The 16,398-nt window shown below is 71.0% G+C and carries 17 protein-coding genes; 9 read left to right on the forward strand and 8 right to left on the reverse strand.

Features of this window, described 5'->3' with window-relative positions:
- The first annotated feature begins 38 nt into the window (after nt 1-38).
- The 5 genes from sglS to AC6JA9_RS20185 all read left to right on the forward strand — a co-directional run bounded on the left by sglS (nt 39) and on the right by AC6JA9_RS20185 (nt 5,055).
- Nucleotides 39-542: a type IV pili motility protein SglS gene (sglS, locus tag AC6JA9_RS20165; RefSeq protein WP_497960450.1), complete on the forward strand. Its 504-nt coding sequence runs from the start codon at nt 39-41 to the stop codon at nt 540-542.
- A gap of 23 nt (nt 543-565) precedes the next feature.
- Entirely contained in the window at nt 566-1,180 is a 615-nt protein-coding gene (locus AC6JA9_RS20170; RefSeq protein WP_223750038.1) for an RDD family protein, read from the forward strand.
- Nucleotides 1,165-3,411 carry a D-alanine--D-alanine ligase family protein gene (locus tag AC6JA9_RS20175; protein WP_223749959.1) on the forward strand — a complete coding sequence of 749 codons (2,247 nt, stop codon included), beginning with the start codon at nt 1,165-1,167 and terminating at the stop codon, nt 3,409-3,411. Before AC6JA9_RS20170 ends, AC6JA9_RS20175 begins: the two co-directional genes overlap by 16 nt.
- 104 nt (nt 3,412-3,515) lie before the next feature.
- Nucleotides 3,516-4,895 (forward strand): DmpA family aminopeptidase, encoded by a 1,380-nt coding sequence (locus tag AC6JA9_RS20180; RefSeq protein WP_223749958.1) that lies wholly within the window; start codon nt 3,516-3,518, stop codon nt 4,893-4,895.
- Between the two features lie 43 nt (nt 4,896-4,938).
- Entirely contained in the window at nt 4,939-5,055 is a 117-nt protein-coding gene (locus tag AC6JA9_RS20185) for a hypothetical protein (protein WP_046713536.1), read from the forward strand.
- A 30-nt stretch (nt 5,056-5,085) separates the two neighbouring features.
- Here AC6JA9_RS20185 and AC6JA9_RS20190 read toward each other — a convergent pair whose 3' ends face one another.
- A complete protein-coding gene (locus AC6JA9_RS20190; RefSeq protein WP_223749957.1) occupies nt 5,086-5,571 on the reverse strand; it encodes a hypothetical protein in 486 nt (161 codons plus the stop codon).
- A 102-nt stretch (nt 5,572-5,673) separates the two neighbouring features.
- On the opposite strand from AC6JA9_RS20190, the gene AC6JA9_RS20195 reads away from it, so the two are divergent.
- A complete protein-coding gene (locus tag AC6JA9_RS20195; protein WP_223749956.1) occupies nt 5,674-6,843 on the forward strand; it encodes an AI-2E family transporter in 1,170 nt (389 codons plus the stop codon).
- Nucleotides 6,844-6,904: 61 nt separating this feature from the next.
- A complete protein-coding gene (locus tag AC6JA9_RS20200) occupies nt 6,905-8,662 on the forward strand; it encodes a hypothetical protein (RefSeq protein WP_497960452.1) in 1,758 nt (585 codons plus the stop codon).
- 12 nt (nt 8,663-8,674) lie between these two features.
- Here the strand turns inward: AC6JA9_RS20200 and AC6JA9_RS20205 are convergent, their stop codons facing one another.
- The 7 genes from AC6JA9_RS20205 to AC6JA9_RS20235 all read right to left on the reverse strand — a co-directional run bounded on the left by AC6JA9_RS20205 (nt 8,675) and on the right by AC6JA9_RS20235 (nt 14,324).
- Nucleotides 8,675-9,475: a nucleotidyl transferase AbiEii/AbiGii toxin family protein gene (locus AC6JA9_RS20205; RefSeq protein WP_223749954.1), complete on the reverse strand. Its 801-nt coding sequence runs from the start codon at nt 9,473-9,475 to the stop codon at nt 8,675-8,677.
- The gene (locus AC6JA9_RS20210) at nt 9,472-10,668 is read right to left on the reverse strand and encodes a non-canonical purine NTP pyrophosphatase (RefSeq protein WP_497960454.1); all 1,197 of its coding nucleotides are present in this window, start codon (nt 10,666-10,668) and stop codon (nt 9,472-9,474) included. The genes AC6JA9_RS20205 and AC6JA9_RS20210 overlap by 4 nt, the downstream gene beginning before the upstream one ends.
- Entirely contained in the window at nt 10,665-11,423 is a 759-nt protein-coding gene (locus AC6JA9_RS20215; protein WP_497960456.1) for an RNA ligase family protein, read from the reverse strand. The genes AC6JA9_RS20210 and AC6JA9_RS20215 overlap by 4 nt, the downstream gene beginning before the upstream one ends.
- 43 nt (nt 11,424-11,466) lie before the next feature.
- Entirely contained in the window at nt 11,467-11,796 is a 330-nt protein-coding gene (locus tag AC6JA9_RS20220) for a Carotenogenesis protein CarS (protein ID WP_497960458.1), read from the reverse strand.
- A complete protein-coding gene (locus AC6JA9_RS20225; protein WP_223749950.1) occupies nt 11,793-12,461 on the reverse strand; it encodes a DUF1109 domain-containing protein in 669 nt (222 codons plus the stop codon). The genes AC6JA9_RS20220 and AC6JA9_RS20225 overlap by 4 nt, the downstream gene beginning before the upstream one ends.
- A complete protein-coding gene (locus AC6JA9_RS20230; protein WP_223750037.1) occupies nt 12,458-13,003 on the reverse strand; it encodes an RNA polymerase sigma factor in 546 nt (181 codons plus the stop codon). Before AC6JA9_RS20230 ends, AC6JA9_RS20225 begins: the two co-directional genes overlap by 4 nt.
- 124 nt (nt 13,004-13,127) lie before the next feature.
- Nucleotides 13,128-14,324: a metallophosphoesterase gene (locus tag AC6JA9_RS20235; RefSeq protein WP_408890544.1), complete on the reverse strand. Its 1,197-nt coding sequence runs from the start codon at nt 14,322-14,324 to the stop codon at nt 13,128-13,130.
- 190 nt (nt 14,325-14,514) lie between these two features.
- On the opposite strand from AC6JA9_RS20235, the gene AC6JA9_RS20240 reads away from it, so the two are divergent.
- Both AC6JA9_RS20240 and AC6JA9_RS20245 read left to right on the forward strand, forming a co-directional pair.
- Nucleotides 14,515-15,006 carry an FKBP-type peptidyl-prolyl cis-trans isomerase gene (locus tag AC6JA9_RS20240; RefSeq protein ID WP_223749948.1) on the forward strand — a complete coding sequence of 164 codons (492 nt, stop codon included), beginning with the start codon at nt 14,515-14,517 and terminating at the stop codon, nt 15,004-15,006.
- 155 nt (nt 15,007-15,161) lie between these two features.
- Nucleotides 15,162-16,358, forward strand: a complete 1,197-nt coding sequence (locus tag AC6JA9_RS20245) for a cyclic nucleotide-binding domain-containing protein (protein ID WP_223749947.1) — start codon at nt 15,162-15,164, stop codon at nt 16,356-16,358.
- Nucleotides 16,359-16,398 lie beyond the last annotated feature (40 nt).

Below are 16,398 nucleotides of genomic sequence, written 5' to 3' on the forward strand. Positions count from 1 at the left end.
ATCCGCCGCGGGCGTTGCGTCCAAATAGCCGGCGCACGATGCCCACCAAGAAGAAGCGTCCCAGACGCAAGTCGGAGAAGCCCCCGCCCCAACGTCGGCGCGGTCCGGCGAAGCCGAAGCACTCCGGCACCCGGCGCGCCCCCGTGATTCGTACCGGGGCTTCGTTGCAGTACAAAGTGGTCGAGCTGTCCACGGTGGACGAGGGGGCGCTGGAGCGCACCCTGAACGAGTGGACGGCGAAGGGCTGGAACCTGGACGGCGTGCAGTTCGCGATGCGCGAGTCCTCCAAGCGGCCGGCCATGGCGTTCATCTTCTTCACCCGGGAAGGCGTGGCGGCGGCGCCGGACGAGGACGCCGCGCGGGCGAAGCTCTTGCGCCTGTCCGAGTCGGGGCCGACGTCGGCGGGGAATGCGTGGACGCCGGGCGAGGGTTCCCATCCTCCGTTCCATCCCTTGAGCGCGCATGAGCGGCTGGCGCGGCTGGCGGGGTTGGACGAGCCGGAGCCACCCGAGGAGGGTCTCACGTTGGAGCCCGAGGAGTGAGCGCGCCCCCAGAGCGCATCCTGATGGCGGCCAGCCGTGGCGGTGGCCGCGCGTTGAGGCTCGTCGTCGAGGACAGTGAGCCGGGCTCGCCGTACCCGAAGGCGTCGCTGTGGCTGCGCCTTGGCGCGCGCGCGGTGGACGTGGCGGTGGCGTGGGGCCTGTATGTCGTGTGCGGCCGCGCGGGCTCCGTCGTCGCGCTGCTGTTCCTCCTGCTCGCGGACGGGATGATCCAGGGCCAGAGCGTGGGCAAGCGCATCTTCGGCGTGAAGGTGATGCACCTGCCCACGCGCTCGGCGGCGCGACACCGCGACAGCACGCTGCGCAACGCGCCGCTGTCGCTCATCGTCTTGTTGGGGATGATGCCGGAGCCGCTGGGGCCGGTGGCCGCGGTGGCGGGGCTGGTCGTCATCGGCGGCATCGAGGCGTGGCGCGTGGTGAGGGATCCGCTCGGCTGGCGGCTCGGCGACACCTGGGCGCAGACGCAGGTGGTGGACGGGAAGGTTGTGGCGGGCGCAACCGTTGCAGCCCGCGACCCGGTGGCGCATCAGCGCGCGCCGGGCAGACTCATGTCCGCGGCGAAGGTGCGCCGCGGTCGCTCGCTCAAGAAGAGAAGGGGGCTACCGTGCGCATCGCGCTGACCCACAATCTCAGGTTGTCTGATTCGGAAGAAGAAGCGGAGTTCGACACCCAGGAGACGGTCAACGCGCTGGCGGCGGCCATCGAGCGGCTGGGCCACCGGCTGGAGCGCTTCGAGGTCAGCGGCCCCGCCTCGCGCACCGTGGCGCGGCTGGAGGCGTACAGCCCCGACCTCATCTTCAACACCGCCGAGGGCCGCCGCGGCCGCTTCCGCGAGGCGTTCTATCCCGCGCTCTTCGACGAGCTGGGCTTCCCGTACACGGGCTCGGACGCGTACGCGCTGGCGGTGACGCTGGACAAGCAGCTCACCAAGCTCGTGTTGTCCAAGCAGGGCATCCGCACTCCGGGCTGGCAGTACGTGGAGAAGCTCAGCGAGCTGACCGCGGAGAACCTGCGCTTCCCCGTCATCGTGAAGCCCAACTTCGAGGGCTCCTCCAAGGGCATCACCCAGGACTCCATCGCGGAGACGCTGGACGAGGTGCGCGCCAAGGTGTCCGCCGCGCTGGAGAAGTACCCCGCCGGCGTGCTGGTGGAGGAGTACATCCCGGGCCGCGACCTGACGGTGCCGTTCCTGGCCGCGGTGGACAACGACTACGACGGCGTGCTCACGCCCGTGGAGTACGTGGTGGACCCGGCGGTGACGGCGGGCCGGCGCTACGCCATCTACGACTACGAGCTGAAGACGAAGAAGGAGAGCGCCGTCTCGGTGCTCGCGCCCGCGCGCATCCCGGCGCGCACCGCCGAGGACGTGCGGAAGATGGCGCAGAAGATCTACCAGGCGCTCGACTGCAGGGATCTGGGCCGCATCGACTTCCGCCTGAGCGACGCGGGCGTGCCGTACTTCCTGGAGATCAACGCGCTGCCCAGCCTGGAGCCGGGCGCGGGCATCTACGCCTCCGCGGAGCTCGACGGCCTGCACCTGGACGGGGTCATCAACTCCATCATCCAGAGCGCGGCCAAGCGCTACAAGATCAAGGACTCCTCCCGGCGCCAGGGCAAGCCCGCGCGCAAGACGGGGCCCTTGCGCGTCGGCTTCACGTACAACGTCAAGCGCGTCAAGCCGAGCGCCCACGGCGAGGCGGTGGAGGACAGCGAGGCGGAGTACGACTCGCCCAACACGCTGCAGGCCATCCGCGAGGCGATCGCCTCCTGGGGTCACGAGGTCATCGACCTGGAGGCCACCGCGGAGCTGCCCACGGTGCTGTCGAGCACGCCGCTGGACATCGTCTTCAACATCGCCGAGGGCTTCAAGGGCCGCAACCGCGAGAGCCAGGTGCCGGCCATGCTGGAGCTCCTGGACATCCCGTACACGGGCAGCGATCCGGCGACGCTCTCCATCGCCTTGGACAAGGCGCTGGCGAAGAAGATCGTCCGTCAGGCGGGCATCCTCACGCCCAACTTCCAGCTGATGGCCACGGGCAAGGAGCGGCTCAACAAGGAGTTCACCACCTTCCCGCTCATCGTGAAGCCGGTGGCGGAGGGCAGCTCCAAGGGCGTCGTCACCAAGAGCGTCTGCCACAGCGAGGCGGAGCTGCGCGAGGTGGTGCGCGAGATCGCCAGCAAGTACCAGCAGCCGGCGCTCATCGAGGAGTACATCGGCGGGCGTGAGTTCACGGTGGGCCTGCTCGGCGAGCGGCGCCCGCGCGTGCTGCCGCCCATGGAGATCGTCTTCCTGGACAAGGGGGAGAAGAACCCCGTGTACAGCTTCCAGCACAAGCTGGATTGGACGGACCGCATCCGCTACGACGCGCCGGCCAAGCTGGAGCCCGCGCTGCTGGAGAAGCTGCGCACGGCCGCGCGCAGCTCGTTCATGGCGCTGGGATGCCGCGACGTCGCGCGCATCGACTTCCGCATGGACGACAAGGGGCGCATCTACTTCATCGAGTGCAACCCGCTGCCCGGCCTCACGCCCGGGTGGAGCGACCTGGTGCTCATCGCGCAAGGCGCGGGCATGGACTACCGCGCGCTCATCGGTGAGATCATGGCCCCCGCCATCCGCCGCTACAAGGAGCGCGCGTCGCGCCGCGCCGCCAGCGAGCACCCGCATCCCGTCGTGCAGCCAGGGCTGCACAAGGGCCCCGCGCTCGACGAGCACGCCGCGTCTGTCGCCACCTCGGCTCCGGTCGCGCCCGGGAGCAGCGCTGCGCCGAATGGCTCGAACACTCCCGTGAATGATGCCAGCACCGCGCCCGCGTCGACGGACGGCGTGCCGCGCATCGAAGCCAAGGCGTGATGCGCGGCCTCGAGGGGCCCTCCGAGGAGGGCCTTTCGAGCGCCTGAAGATATTACGCGGTCGGAGTGGTTGACGGTGGGTGATGGTCCGCTAGTGTGCCCGGCATGGTGCACATCCCCGAGTACATGGGACCGCGGGTTCGCGCCCGCGAGCTGGGACTTCCGTTGGGCCGGTTCAAGCCCGGCAAATACAACGCCATCACCGACGTGGAGGGCGTGCTCGTCGGCCACTGCACGCTCATCCAGGGCGACGGTCCGCTGAGGCCGGGGCACGGCCCGGTGCGCACGGGCGTGACGGCCATCATGCCCAACAAGGGCAACATCTTCATGGAGCGGATGACGGGAGGCGGCTTCGTGCTCAACGGCGCGGGCGAGGTCTCCGGCATGACGCAGCTCATGGAGTGGGGCCTCATCGAGACGCCCATCCTGCTCACCAACACCATGGCGGTGGGCGCGGTGTCCGACGGCGTGGCCCGCCACCTGGTGGAGCGCTACCCGGGCATCGGCGACGAGCACGACGTCATCATCCCCGTCGTCGGCGAGTGCGACGACTCGTGGCTCAACGACATCTCCGGCCGGCACGTGCGCGAGGAGCACGTCTTCGAGGCCATCCGCAACGCGGCGTCCGGCCCGGTGGCCGAGGGCAACGTGGGCGGCGGCACCGGCATGGTGACGTGCGACTTCAAGGGCGGCATCGGCACGTCCTCCCGCAAGCTGCCGGAGGTGCTGGGCGGCTACACGCTGGGCGTGCTGGTGATGTCCAACTTCGGGAAGATGCACAACCTGCGCGTGGGCGGCCTGCCCATGGGCGAGGTGCTGGCGGAGAAGTTCAAGGGCGCCCCCAAGCGCGGCACCACCTACGGCTCCATCATCGCGGTGGTGGCCACGGACGCGCCGCTGCTCAGCCATCAGATCAACCGCCTGTGCAAGCGCGTGGGCCTGGGCATCGGCCGGGTGGGCAGCTATGCGGCGCACGGCTCGGGCGAAATCGTGGTGGGCTTCTCCACCGCGAACATCATCCCGCGCCGCACGCAGAAGATGGTCTACAAGCTGAAGCTGCTGCTGGATCAGCGCCTGGACCCCCTCTACGAGGCGGTGATGGAGGCCACCGAGGAGGCCATCCTCAACGCCATGTGCATGGCCACCTCCATGACGGGCGCCAACGGCAACCACTGCCCGGCGCTCCCCCTGGACGAGGTCCGCCGCTTCCTGGACGCGTTCAAGCCCATCTTCGCCTCGGTCAAGAAGCGCCCCCAGCAGAGCAGCGCCCCCGCCTCCCGGGAGAAGCCCACCGACGAGGACCGGGAGGGGGAGGTGACGGTGTCCGCCGCCAGACCCACCCAGGTCCGGGGGGCGGAGGGCATTCCCTACCCGACGCGCCCCGCTCCCGAGGTGGCCGAGGGGGCGGCCCCTGGCCCCGAAACGGCCTCCGGACCCCCTCCGGAGGGTTCCTCTTCCGGGAGCCCTTCAGGTTCTGATAGTTAAGCGCCTCTTTTCACGTCTCCGTCATGGAGCACAGGAGTCAACGATGGCCCGCAGCAAGAGCAAGCACCGCCGCGTGCAGATGAAGATCAAGCAGGCCTGGAAGAAGCGGGCCAAGAAGAACAAGGCGGAGGCCAAGGCCGCCGCCGAGAAGAAGAAGTAGGCAGGTCCGCCCCGTTGGCGGCCCGTGGCGCTATTCCCGGGTCGCCGAGAACGGGGTGACGAAGCTGCACCGCTGGGGCGGTTCCACGCCCGGGCGCGAGAAGTTCCCCGTGAACGTCCCGTCGAGTCGCGCCGTGCCGCCGTCCCCCTCGGGGGACGTGTAGCGACCGGCGAGGCTCAGCGTGTCCATCCTCCCGCCGTCCTGTCCCGGGCCCGTGCCGGCCATGGAGAAGGAGCCCTCGGCGGAGATGGTCCCCAACAGTCCCACGCCTTCCAGGTTCCCGATGAGTCGGTCCGCCGAGCGGGTGACGTCCAGGGGCCTGTTGCGCGGCAGCTCCACGCCCAGGTTGAGGCACTCGGCGGGCACCCCCGCGTCGCCGAAGGCCATGCGGTAGCGGCCCTCCATCGCCGGACAGTCGGTGCACGGCGCGGCGGAGTCTCCGCAGCCCGGGGCGCCGAGTCCCAGGGCAGTGGCCAGTACCGCGAGGCCCGTCAGCGTCAAACGTCCAGTAGTCATGGGTGGTGTCCTCATGTGGGGGATGTCGGACTTCCCGGCGGGAAGCGCGATTCCTAGGTTGGAAGCGGGCAGTGGGCTCGTCGGGCGGGGTGGGGTGGGGCGGTGGCTGATTCGCGGCGGTGGTCGAACTACGTGTTCGCGGCGCTGTTTGCGCTGGCGTTGATTCTCTTCTCCAGGATTCTGTTGCCGTTCCTGATGCCGGTGTTGCTGGGCGGCTTCCTGGTCGTCCTGTTCATGCCGGTGCAGGACTACCTGTGTCAGAAGCTGCGGGGCCGCAAGCCCTTGTGCGCCGGGTTGTCCACCCTCACGGTATTCCTCCTCATCCTCGCGCCGCTGGCCCTCGTCGGGTGGATGGTGGCGCGTGAGGTGTTCCAGTTCGTCGGCCAGGCGCAGGACCTGCTCGAGCGGGTGGACCTGCGTCACCAGTTCGCCTCCAGCCTGCCCCGCGGCCTGAGCCGCTACATCCGGTTCGACCTGGAGAGCGCGCAGACGGAGCGCTCGCTGATGGCGGCGGTGACGGGCGGCGCGGCCCTGCTCAAGGACCTGGTGGGCGCGGGCACGGAGCTGGTCATCAACATGTTCCTGATGACGGTGGCCATGTACTACTTCTTCCTCGACGGTCGCCGGCTCGTCGCGGAGGTGACGCGGCTGATTCCGTTGGACCGCCGCTACTTCGAGGCCTTCTCGCGCGAGTTCACCGACGTCGCGTACGCCATCGTCTACGGCAACACCGTCACGGCGCTCATCCAGGGCGCGGTGGGCTTCGTGGGGTTGCTCATCGCCGGGGTGCCGCACGCGGGGGTGTGGGGCGCGGCCATGGTGCTGGTGGCGCTGGTGCCCGTGGGCGGCACGGCGCTGGTGTGGGGCCCCATCGGCGTGGTGTTCATCGCCATGGGCAAGGTGAGCGAGGGCGTCTTCCTTCTCGCGTGGGGCACCTTCCTGGTGGGGACCATCGACAACGTCATCCGCCCCCGGCTGTGCGGCTCGCGCATGGCACTGCACCCGCTGCTCGTCTTCCTGTCCATGTTCGGCGGTCTGGCCGTGTTCGGGATGATGGGGCTCCTGGTGGGGCCGCTCATCGCGTCCATCTTCATGGCGATGGTGCGCATCTACCGTCGCGACTTCCTGGGCATCGGTCGCGCGGCCTACGTGGCGGAGTCCACCGGGTCGGCGCGGCAGGCCACCGACGACGAAGGGAACGAGCCTGAGTCGGAGGGGCGGCCCGTGTCCGCTCCCTCGGTGGTGGGAGCCCCGGCGCACCTCAACGCCTGAGAGCGGACCGCCGGGCAAGCCTGGACATCGCGTGCGGGCTGGGTGAACCTTCCAGTCCCGAATGATGAACTCCCAACACGCGATGGTCCGCTGGGGCCTGGTGCTCTTCACGGCGGTGACGCTGGCCTCCCCGGGAGCGCTGGCGCAGGTCGTCAAGAAGAAGCGCGCGGTGCCCGCCCAGGTGGTGGCGCCCAAGGCGAAGGCGAAGCCGGCCAAGGCGCGGGAGGCGAAGTCCAGGAAGACGGCGACGCCCAGGGAGGCTCCCAAGCAGCTCGTCGTGTTGACGGTGGAGGGAGATCGCGGCGGGAAGGTCCGGGCACAGCTCGAGTCGGCCCTGCGCCGCGCGAAGCCGGTGAAGGTGGCGTCGCTGAAGCAGTACGCCACCCTCGGCAAGAAGGAAGGTCTGAAGGGAAACACCCTGTTCACCGACGCGCCCCTGGCCCGGGTGGCGCCGAGGATGAAGCTGGACGCGGCCGTCACGGGCACCGTGAGCGGCTCGAGCCTGACGGTGCGCGTGCTGGACGCGAGCGGCGCGGTGCTGGGTGAGCAGGACGTGAAGCTGACGCGGGGCAAGCTCGCGCCCGCGGACGTGAAGCTGGCGGTGGCCGCGGTGGTCGAGGCGCTGAGTGGCGCGACGCGCCCCTTCGAGGAGCCCGTCACCCCGTCCGAGCCGCTCGCTCCCGTCGAGCCCGTGACGCCTCCGACGCCCGTCGCCGAGGCGCCCCGGACGCCGACGCCTCCGTCCGAGAAGCCGATGGAGACGCCGAAGCCGCTGGAGCCCGTGGCGGAGCGTCCCGTGGAGAGCCCGAAGCCGCTGGAGCCCGAGCGCCCGAAGCCCGCTCCGAAGGCGCCCGACATGGTGGCCATCGGCCCCCAGCCGAAGGACGGACCTCCGCCGATGGACGAGGAGCCCGAGTCGCACACGACGACGGACCCGTTCCTCGAGGTGGAGCTGGACACGGGCTCGGGTGGCACCGTGGGCGAGGAGCCGCCGCGTCCGCCGCTGGCCCGGCTCACGCTGGGCGGCACGACGACGTGGCGGAAGTACTGCACGCGTCCGGGCGTGAAGTCCTGCGGCGAGTTCGACCGCAAGCCCGAGGAGGAGCAGGTCGGAGATCGCGCCGACTACGAGTCCTCCGTGCCGTACCTGGGCATCTCCGCGGAGCTGGAGCTGTTGCCCTTCGCGCGCCGTCCCTCCGCGTTGCGCGGCCTGGGCGCGGTGCTGGGCTACCGGCGCGGGTATGCCTCCACCAACGTGACGCTGTTCAACGACGTGGGCCAGTCCGCCACGCGTGAGGTGGTGGCCACCGACTCGGTGCTCACCGCGCAGGCGATGTACCGCTACTTCTTCGGCTTCGGCTCGTCGCGCCAGCTGCTGGGCTACGCCGGGGTGAAGGCGGGCCTGCTCACGCGCGCGTTCGACGTGGAGGAGGCCGCGGACAGTCCGCTGTCCAGCACGCATCGCTTGTACCCGGCGGTGGGCCTGGAGGTCTCCGTGCCGCTGCTTCGTCAGGTGCGGCTGGAGGCCGCGGGGCAGCTCTTCATCAGCCCGAAGCCCGGCCAGGGGTTCGATGACGAGGGCGGCGCGCTGGACCTGGAGGTGAGTGACTACGGTACGTCAGTGTCGACGTTCGGCTGGGAGGCGGAGCTGGGCGTCGCCGGCGAGCTGTGGGGCCCGTTCGGCTACCAGCTGCGCTTCAAGCTGTCGCATTACAAGGATACCTTCAGTGGCCCGGGCGCGCGCATCGGCTGGGACAACGGAGGCGTGGCCGAGGACACGTACTCCAGCATCCACTGGGGACTCACGGCGTCGTATTGACGCCCGAGCGGATCACGGGCGCGAGGATGGAAGCGCTCGCGCCGCGGCCCACACCGGACGGATGGCGACGGAGACCGCCGTCACCACCTCCGAGAGTCGCTCGGGGCGTCCCTCGGCCTGACTGGCCCGATAGCGCGCCCACTTCTCCAGGCTCCACGGACTCTGGCCCAGCTCGCCGGACACCAGCCGCTCCATCACGTCCAGCGAGTCTCCGCGCGAGTCGAACGCGAGCCGCAGCGCCGCGGGCAACAGCGCGGACTCCAGCGGCGCGTGACGCGTGAGCAGGTACACGTCGAACAGGTCCTTGGGGCGGAAGCGTCCCTTGCCTCGCTCGAAGAGGCCGTGGAGCTTCCACGCGAGCAACGTCTCGGGACGACACGCGAGCACGCGCGCGGTGGTGCCGTCGTCCGTCGCGTAGTCCAACCAGGCGGGCGGCGGATTCATCGGGTCGCCGAAGCCTGTGTCGATGCGCAGCAGCTGAGGGGACTCTTCGCCGGGCAGCCACGTCTCCACGTGGATGCGCACGCCGGGGAATGGTGTCTCCGCCCAGATGACCTCCGAGCGCAGGGCGCCGAAGACGAAGCCATCTCCGACGTCCACGCCCAGCACGTCCACGAACCGGTCCACCGTGTCGCCCTCGTGGAAGGGGAAGGCCGCGAGGAAGTCCAGGTCCTCCACCGGGCGCGGGACGGGGCCGCTCCACAGTCGCATCATCAGCCCGCCCCGCAGGATGAGGTGAGGGGCCTGGGACGTGCGCGCGAGCCGACGGAGCGCGGCGGCGCTGGCGCGGAGCGGGAAGGGCAGGGGGCTCATGTCGAGGTCTCCAGCCAGCCCCGGTCCAGCGCGTGGTTGGAGTCGTAGACGGTGTACTCGCGCAGCCGCTGCGTCAGCGGCAGACCCAGCCCCGCGAGGTCCTCCAAGAGCGCGTCGAAGCGCGCATCCGCCTTCACCTTGCCCAGGCCGTGGACGCGGAGCGTGACGAAGCGCTCGGAGGCGCCGTCCTCGCGCACCTTGCGCGCGTTGCGGGACAGGTGGGCACCATGGCTCGCGCAGCGGGCCTGCAGGGCCTCCAGGTCCGCGCCGTGCGCGGGGAGCAGGACCTTCACGTGGAACTCGAAGTAGTTGGACGGCTGGGCGAGCGCCGCGGCGTCGTCCTCCGGCATGTCGCGGTTCTTGCCCAGGGCCTCCAGCTTCATTCGCGTCACGTCGAAGCCGTCGCTGGCGAGAGCGCGCGCCATGTCCCTGACCTCCTCCAGCGCATGGCGGAGCGTGCCGTGGTGGTACGAGGCCGTCATGGGTTGGAACGGCTCGGCGCCTCGGCCCAGCTCGATGAAGATGCACTTCACGGAAGCCGCGTCGCAGAACGCGCGGAAGCGCCGCAGGTCCTCCTCCGAGCGGGCGGAGACGGTGAGGTGGGCCTCGTAGGCGCCGCCCGGGGACGCGGGGCGCAGCAGGTCGGCCAGCTCCAGGTAGGGCCGGTGGCGCATGTTGAGGAAGAACTTGTTGCGCTCCATCTCCGCGAGCGTGCGCTGATAGCCATCCGGCAGCCACGCGTTGTCCCAGCCGAAGCCGCCGCTGCCACGCGGCTCGGTGAGCAGCATGCCCTCGATGGCGTCCTCGAAGATGCGGACGTGGTCCGGATGCCCGTCCTCGCTGAAGGCCACGGCCACGCGCGTGCGCCCACGACGGCCACCGTGCTCGGAGAGGAAGTCCTGCATGCCCCGCTCGAGCAGCTCCTTCTTGAAGCGCGCGCCGGTGAAGCAGGTGCCGTCATCCAGCTCCAGGGCGGTGGTCTCCACGAAGCATGGCGCGCCCAGCACGGCGGAGGCCGCCAGCACCTTGCGCTTCGCGATGCTCGCGAGGTCCAACGGGCCCGGGCCCTGGAGCTCCGCGTCGGAGAGGCCGGGCAGCGCGAGCTTCCTGGGCGAGACGTCGAGTCCCGCCAGCAGTCGGCCGACCTCGTCGGCCTTGAAGCGGTTCCCGGTGACGAAGAGGGCCCGGCTCATGGAAGCACTTCCCGCGCAGAGGGCGCCGACGGGCGCCAGTTCCAGTGGGCGGGTCGCCCGGTGTTCTCGGGCAGGAGGCTCCCGTCCACCTTGTCGCGATGGACATACTTGGTCAGCAGCTCCACCCTGACACCCTTGCCGACCTGTCGCTCCAGGCGCCACACCGCGCCCTCCACGGGGTCCTCCGCCCCATGGAAGCCTCCCGACGCGAGGCGGCCCAGGGCGGACTCGATGTCGAGCGGGCCGCCCTCGTGGATGAGCCCTGGCGTGACGAAGCCGCCCGCACCGACTCGGGCGGTGAGCTGCTCCCACGGCAGGCGCTGTCCCTGGTGCATCAGGTCGAACACGACGAACGGCTCGTGCGGCAGCGCGTAGCGGGTGCCATGGGCGAGCGCGAGCCACTCGCCGACCATCCACTCGCCGGGTTGGAGCACGGCCCTGAAGCGCTCGGCATGGAGGGAGACCCAGTCCGCCCACATCCTACGGGCCTCGTTGGGGGAGCTCGCGGCGAGGCGCCCCTCGCGACCGAGCGCGACGACTTCATCCCCGAGCCTCGCGGCGGCGACACACGAGCCGTCCAGCTTCTCCAGGACGATGACGCGGTCCTTCTCGTCGCGAAGGCGCTCGGTGCAGACGCGGGCCAGCGCGGTGCTCAGGTGGTGGTCGGCGGGACCCGTGCGCGAGCCGGGCAGGTGGGGAATCGAGCCGTAGGCCTTGCGACCCAGCGGGCGGAGTGGAGCGTCGGGCGGTGTCACCACCCCGGAATCATGCCCTGCTCCGGTGCGCCGTGTCGGGCGCTCACTGCACGCGCCACACGGTGGGACGGGGCCGCTCGGCCTTCTTCTCGCGAGGCGGGCGCGGCAGGGGCGCGGAGGCCCACTCCGGCACGAGCTCGTCCATGAAGAACAGGTCCTCGCCCAGGCCGTCGACGCGCACCTGGATGAGCGGGTCCGCGGGGTACTGGGCCACGGGGTCGTCGTACACGAGCGCCACGACGACGCCGGTGTGGCCCAGGAAGCCGGCGCTGATGGTGCCGTCGGACGAGTGGGAGACGACCTTCACGCGCTCGCCAATCCTCACCGGCGCGCCGTCCACGTTCGTGCTCACGATGAGGGAGGGGTCGTTCATGGGGCGTAGGAGCGGGGCTTGAGGGTGCGTGAAACGACGAGGGCCACCACACAGATGAGCCCCCAGGCGAACAGGTGGTAGCCCGCGACGTGGCGCCAGTCCTGCTCGCAGGCCAGCTCGCCGACGAAGGCGCCCGTCGTGCCGACGGACAACCCCGCGCACAGGGCGCGCAGCGGCTGGAACGCGGCCCCGCGCAGCACCACCACGGCCATCACCAGGGGGATGATGCCCACGGCCAGGTGGCTCGCGGTGCACACCCAGCCGGGCAGGGACGGAGGCGTCGTCGGAGGGCCGCGCGCGAGCACCAGCGTCGCCGCGCAGGCCATGGCCAGTCCCACGGCGGCCCGACGCAAATCCCGTCCGCGCGGAGACAGCGCGCCCCAGGCACACACGCCGCTCGTCACGAGCAACAGGAGCAACAGCGGCGCGCGCGTCCACAGGGCCGCCGCGCTGACCGCGCCCACCGCCAGCATCACCCCGGCGGCCAGCAGCGCGATGCCTCCCGAGGACGCCATCATCCACGTGGCCAGGGTGCGCCAGCTCCGCACGGGCTTGCGCAGCGCCAGCTCGCTCCGGGCGCTCGCGAGGGCGCGCTCCAGCGCCGCGGTGTCCGGCGGGCGGGGCTCCTCCTGGAGCAGGGCGTCGATGTCCATGGGCGTCTTCATCGCGCCTCTCCCAGCCCTCCGAGCAGCTCCCGGAGCTTCTCGTATCCCCGATGCGCCCGCAGCCGCGCGGCGCCGGCGCTGATGCCTCGGAGCGCGGCAATCTCCTCGAACGACCAGCCCTCCACCTTGCTCAGCACCACCGCCTCGCGGTGGTCGGGAGGAAGCTGTTGTAACGCGTCCAGCAGGTGCCGGCGCAGCGACGGGTCCCCGGAGGGTGGGGGCGCGGATGTAGGAGCGCCTGTGCCCTCTCCGGAGGAGTAGGCGTCCACGTGCTGACGGTGGCGCAGTGCATCGCGCGCGGCGTTGGCGGCGATGGTCATCAACCAGGGGGAGAAGCGGGTGCCGCGCTCATAGCGGCCGCGGGCCCGGACGACGGACAGGAAGGTGGTCTGCAAGAGGTCCTCGGCGAGCGAGCCGTCGCGCACCATCCGCGTCAGGAAGCCCTGCACCCGCCCCGAGTGACGGGCGAAGAGGGCCTCGAAGGCGTCTTGTGCACCAGCGCAGAACCGTTCCATGAGCTCTTCGTCCGAGGGACTCCCCATCACCCGGCTCATGGACGGCCCACCCTGAAATGTGTTTCCGGAGTCCTCCAGGCCCCTCGGAGAGCCTGTGTCGGGCACCCGATGCAGGGATGCCCGACGAGGCGGCGCGCCAGCCCGCCAGGGCCTATCCGGGCATCAGCACCAGGCGGGCGATCTCGGGCGGGGCCCCCACGCGCATCGGCGGGCCCACGAAGCCGCAGCCGCGGCTGACGTAGATCTGCGAGTCGCCCGTGCGGCTGAGCCCCGCGTTGCGCTCCCGCCAGATGAGGTCTCCCACCACGTTGCCCGGGAACATCTGGCCACCGTGGGTGTGGCCGGAGACCTGGAGTCCCACGCCTCGCCGGGCGACCTCGTCGAAGTTGGAGGGCTGGTGCGCCAGCAGCACCGAGGCCTGGTCCGGGCTCACCTCGCGCAGCGCCGCGTCCAGGTCGTATCCGGGCAGACCCATCCGGTCCGCGCTCCAGTCGTCCACGCCCGCGAGCATGAACGATGCGCTCGCGTCGCCGATGGACACGGCGCGATTGCGCAACACGTTGATGCCCAGACGCTCCAGGTAGGCGACCCATGACGATGCGCCCGAATAGTAGTCATGGTTTCCGGTGACGAAGTACACCCCATGTCGCGCGCGCAGGGCGCCGAAGCCGGCCACGTAGGCCCCCAGGTCCGCCACGGTGCCGTCGACCAGGTCCCCGGTGATGGCGATGACGTCCGGCTTCAGCGCGTTGGTGCGCGCCACCAGCTCGTCCACGAAGTGGCGCTGGAGCACGTCCCCCACGTGGATGTCGGTGAGCTGCACCAGGGTGAAGCCGTCCAGCGCCCGAGGCAGCCGGGGCAGGCGCACCGGGGTGTCGCGTACGTCGGGCGGATGGAAGGCCCGCCAGGCGCCGAACGAGGTCGTCGCCACGCCCGCCAGGCCCGCGCCCAAGGCCAGGCCACCGGTGATGATGGCGCGGCGCTCGGGAGAGGGCGGACCCGAGGAGGGCTGCTCGGCGGGCGGTGCGGCACGGCGCGCGAGCCTGCGCCTGCCACGCTCGAGCAGCTCCGCCCCCAGCGTGAAGAAGAGCAGGTACATCACCAGGCCCATCCACGCGAGCAGGCCGATGCCCACCGCTCGCATCAGGTCCGAGGGGAACAGGCTCCCCAGGAAGCGGAAGCCCACCGCGCCGAAGAAGCCGAGCGTGAAGAGCACCTGCGCGGCGCGCCGTGGCGCCTGGCGCGGGATGAGGTCCCTCACCAGCCGGCGGTACAGGTAGACATGGGCGCTCGCCATCAGCGCGAGCACGGGGACGAAGAACAAGAGGAGGCTGAGCCAGCGGGGCATCGCGCTCCTGAATAGCGGAAGCCCTCGGCCGGTGCCCGTGCATTTCGCCAGGGGTCTCTCCACTGGCTCCAGACGCCCCTGGCGGCAGGCAGGCGGTCGCACTTCCGCTTTCGCGAAAGGACGCATCGGGGCAGGCTTGGGGTCGTTCATCGCCGGCCTCGCGGCCCGCGCTCCTTTCCGAGGACCTCCAATGCTTCGTCGCTTCGTGCTGCTCTGTGCCCTGGTGCTCCCGCTGGTGGGGTGTGGAGATGACCCCAAGGAGCCCACGCCGCCGGTGGGCAACCCGGACGACGGTGATCCGACGAAGGTGACGTACGCGGCGAGCCTGAACGTGGACCTGGCGGCGATGACGCGCCTGGACAGCGGCCTGTTCCTCCTGGACCAGGAGGTGGGCACGGGCCCCGAGGCCGTCGCGGGCAGGCGCGTCCAGGTGCACTACACGGGCTGGTTTCCGGACGGCACGCGCTTCACGACCTCCGAGGGCGGGCCCGCGCTGGCCTTCGACCTGGGGGCGGGGTACGTCATCAAGGGGTGGGATCAGGGCATCGTGGGCATGCGCGTGGGGGGCAAGCGCCGCCTCATCCTCCCGTATGACCTGGCCTACGGCGCGGAGGGCAACCCGCCGAGGATTCCCCCCTACGCGGTGCTCATCTTCGACACGGAGCTCGTCTCGGTCCGCTGAAGGCCGCGCCTCGTCCTCGCGTCCACTTGACGGGCGCCCCGGAGGCTCCTCGGTGAAACAAGGGGTGATATAGCCGCCCCACGTCTGCCGGGGAGTCGGGTCGTCCGAGGAGGAGTCCCGACTTGGGGGTTTCATCCTCCGGCGAGGGGGACGCAATGTCGGGTTCCGAGTCGGAAGTGGTCGAGGGGAATGGGGAGAAGGCCGGGGCGGAGGGAACGCTCCAGGCGCTGCAGGCCCTGATGGGGCTGGAGTCCGCCGCGACGGCCGCCCGGCTCTATGAAGAGCTGAGCGCGGCCCAGCGCGAGCGGCTGCTGCGGGACGCGGCGCTGGCCCCCGCGCGAGAGCGCCAGCAGCTGTCGGAGGTCCTGTCGTGGGCGCGTGACTTCGCGGGCGCCGCGCGGCTGTTGCAGGGCTGTGGCGAGGAGTCGCGGATGGCGGCGCTCTACGTCCAGGGCGGCCAGTACGTGGACGCGGCGGAAGCGTTCCTGCGCGCGGGCGAGCCGGAGCGCGCGGCCGCGGCCTTCGAGCGGGGTGGCGCGCTGGAGCGGGCCCTGGAGGTGTACCGGGGGCTCGGCTCGCGCGAGCAGGTGGCGCACTGCCTGGTCCGCCTGGGGCGTCCGCACGAGGGCGCGCTCCTGTACCGCGAGCTGGGCCAGCCCCACGCGGAGGTGGAGGCGCTGGGGTGCGTGCCCGCGGGGGACGCGCGCCACATCGAGTCGGTGCTGCGCATGTGCATGCTGCTGGACGCGGAGGGCTTCACGCGTCGGGCGCTGGCGCTGCTCGCGGACACGCTGCGCGCCTCGGAGACGGCGCGTGGAGACCCGGCGCTGGCCGCGGAGAAGGCGCGGCTGCTGCGCCGCATGGGCATGGACGCGGAGGCAGAGGCCGTCATCGCCCGGCTCCCCGCGCAGAGCTCGTCGCCGGAGGCCAACGGGTACAACTACCTCAAGGCCATCCCCATCTTCGGCGAGCTGTCGCTGGAGGACATGAAGGACCTCTACCGCGTGGCGCGTCAGGTCCTCATCCCGGCGGGCGCCGTCATGCTGGAGAAGGGCGCGGCGGGCGTGGGCCTCTTCGTGCTGCTGGAGGGCACCGTGGACGTCTACACCGGCACGGAGGACGACGCGCGCCGGCTCAACACGCTGGGGCCGGGGGCCTACCTGGGGGAGATCTCCCTGGTCCAGGACGCGCCCGTGTCGGCGCGGGTGAAGGCGCGCACGTCGGTGCGCGCGCTGCGCATCACCCGGGCGGGCTTCCAGCACTACCTGGACACGCACGAGGGCGCCGCGCTGCGCATCTTCCGGCTGTTCACGCAGAACCTCGCCGCGCGCGTGCGGGCCCTCAGCACCTGACGGCGCCCTCGCGGATGCCTTGCTCCTCGGGACGTTGCGC

It is taken from the genome of Myxococcus sp. MH1, from assembly GCF_059738865.1.

Bases quoted from the DNA above. Each gene is read 5' to 3' on its own strand.
- AC6JA9_RS20225 (WP_223749950.1), bottom strand. From the start codon at position 12,461: ATGAAGACGCCCATGGACATCGACGCCCTGCTCCAGGAGGAGCCCCGC.
- AC6JA9_RS20240 (WP_223749948.1), top strand. From the start codon at position 14,515: ATGCTTCGTCGCTTCGTGCTGCTCTGTGCCCTGGTGCTCCCGCTGGTG.
- AC6JA9_RS20185 (WP_046713536.1), top strand. From the start codon at position 4,939: ATGGCCCGCAGCAAGAGCAAGCACCGCCGCGTGCAGATGAAGATCAAG.
- AC6JA9_RS20180 (WP_223749958.1), top strand. From the start codon at position 3,516: ATGGTGCACATCCCCGAGTACATGGGACCGCGGGTTCGCGCCCGCGAG.
- AC6JA9_RS20170 (WP_223750038.1), top strand. From the start codon at position 566: ATGGCGGCCAGCCGTGGCGGTGGCCGCGCGTTGAGGCTCGTCGTCGAG.
- AC6JA9_RS20220 (WP_497960458.1), bottom strand. From the start codon at position 11,796: ATGAACGACCCCTCCCTCATCGTGAGCACGAACGTGGACGGCGCGCCG.
- sglS (WP_497960450.1), top strand. From the start codon at position 39: ATGCCCACCAAGAAGAAGCGTCCCAGACGCAAGTCGGAGAAGCCCCCG.
- AC6JA9_RS20235 (WP_408890544.1), bottom strand. From the start codon at position 14,324: ATGCCCCGCTGGCTCAGCCTCCTCTTGTTCTTCGTCCCCGTGCTCGCG.
- AC6JA9_RS20205 (WP_223749954.1), bottom strand. From the start codon at position 9,475: ATGAGCCCCCTGCCCTTCCCGCTCCGCGCCAGCGCCGCCGCGCTCCGT.
- AC6JA9_RS20200 (WP_497960452.1), top strand. From the start codon at position 6,905: ATGATGAACTCCCAACACGCGATGGTCCGCTGGGGCCTGGTGCTCTTC.
- AC6JA9_RS20245 (WP_223749947.1), top strand. From the start codon at position 15,162: ATGTCGGGTTCCGAGTCGGAAGTGGTCGAGGGGAATGGGGAGAAGGCC.
- AC6JA9_RS20210 (WP_497960454.1), bottom strand. From the start codon at position 10,668: ATGAGCCGGGCCCTCTTCGTCACCGGGAACCGCTTCAAGGCCGACGAG.
- AC6JA9_RS20190 (WP_223749957.1), bottom strand. From the start codon at position 5,571: ATGACTACTGGACGTTTGACGCTGACGGGCCTCGCGGTACTGGCCACT.
- AC6JA9_RS20230 (WP_223750037.1), bottom strand. From the start codon at position 13,003: ATGGGGAGTCCCTCGGACGAAGAGCTCATGGAACGGTTCTGCGCTGGT.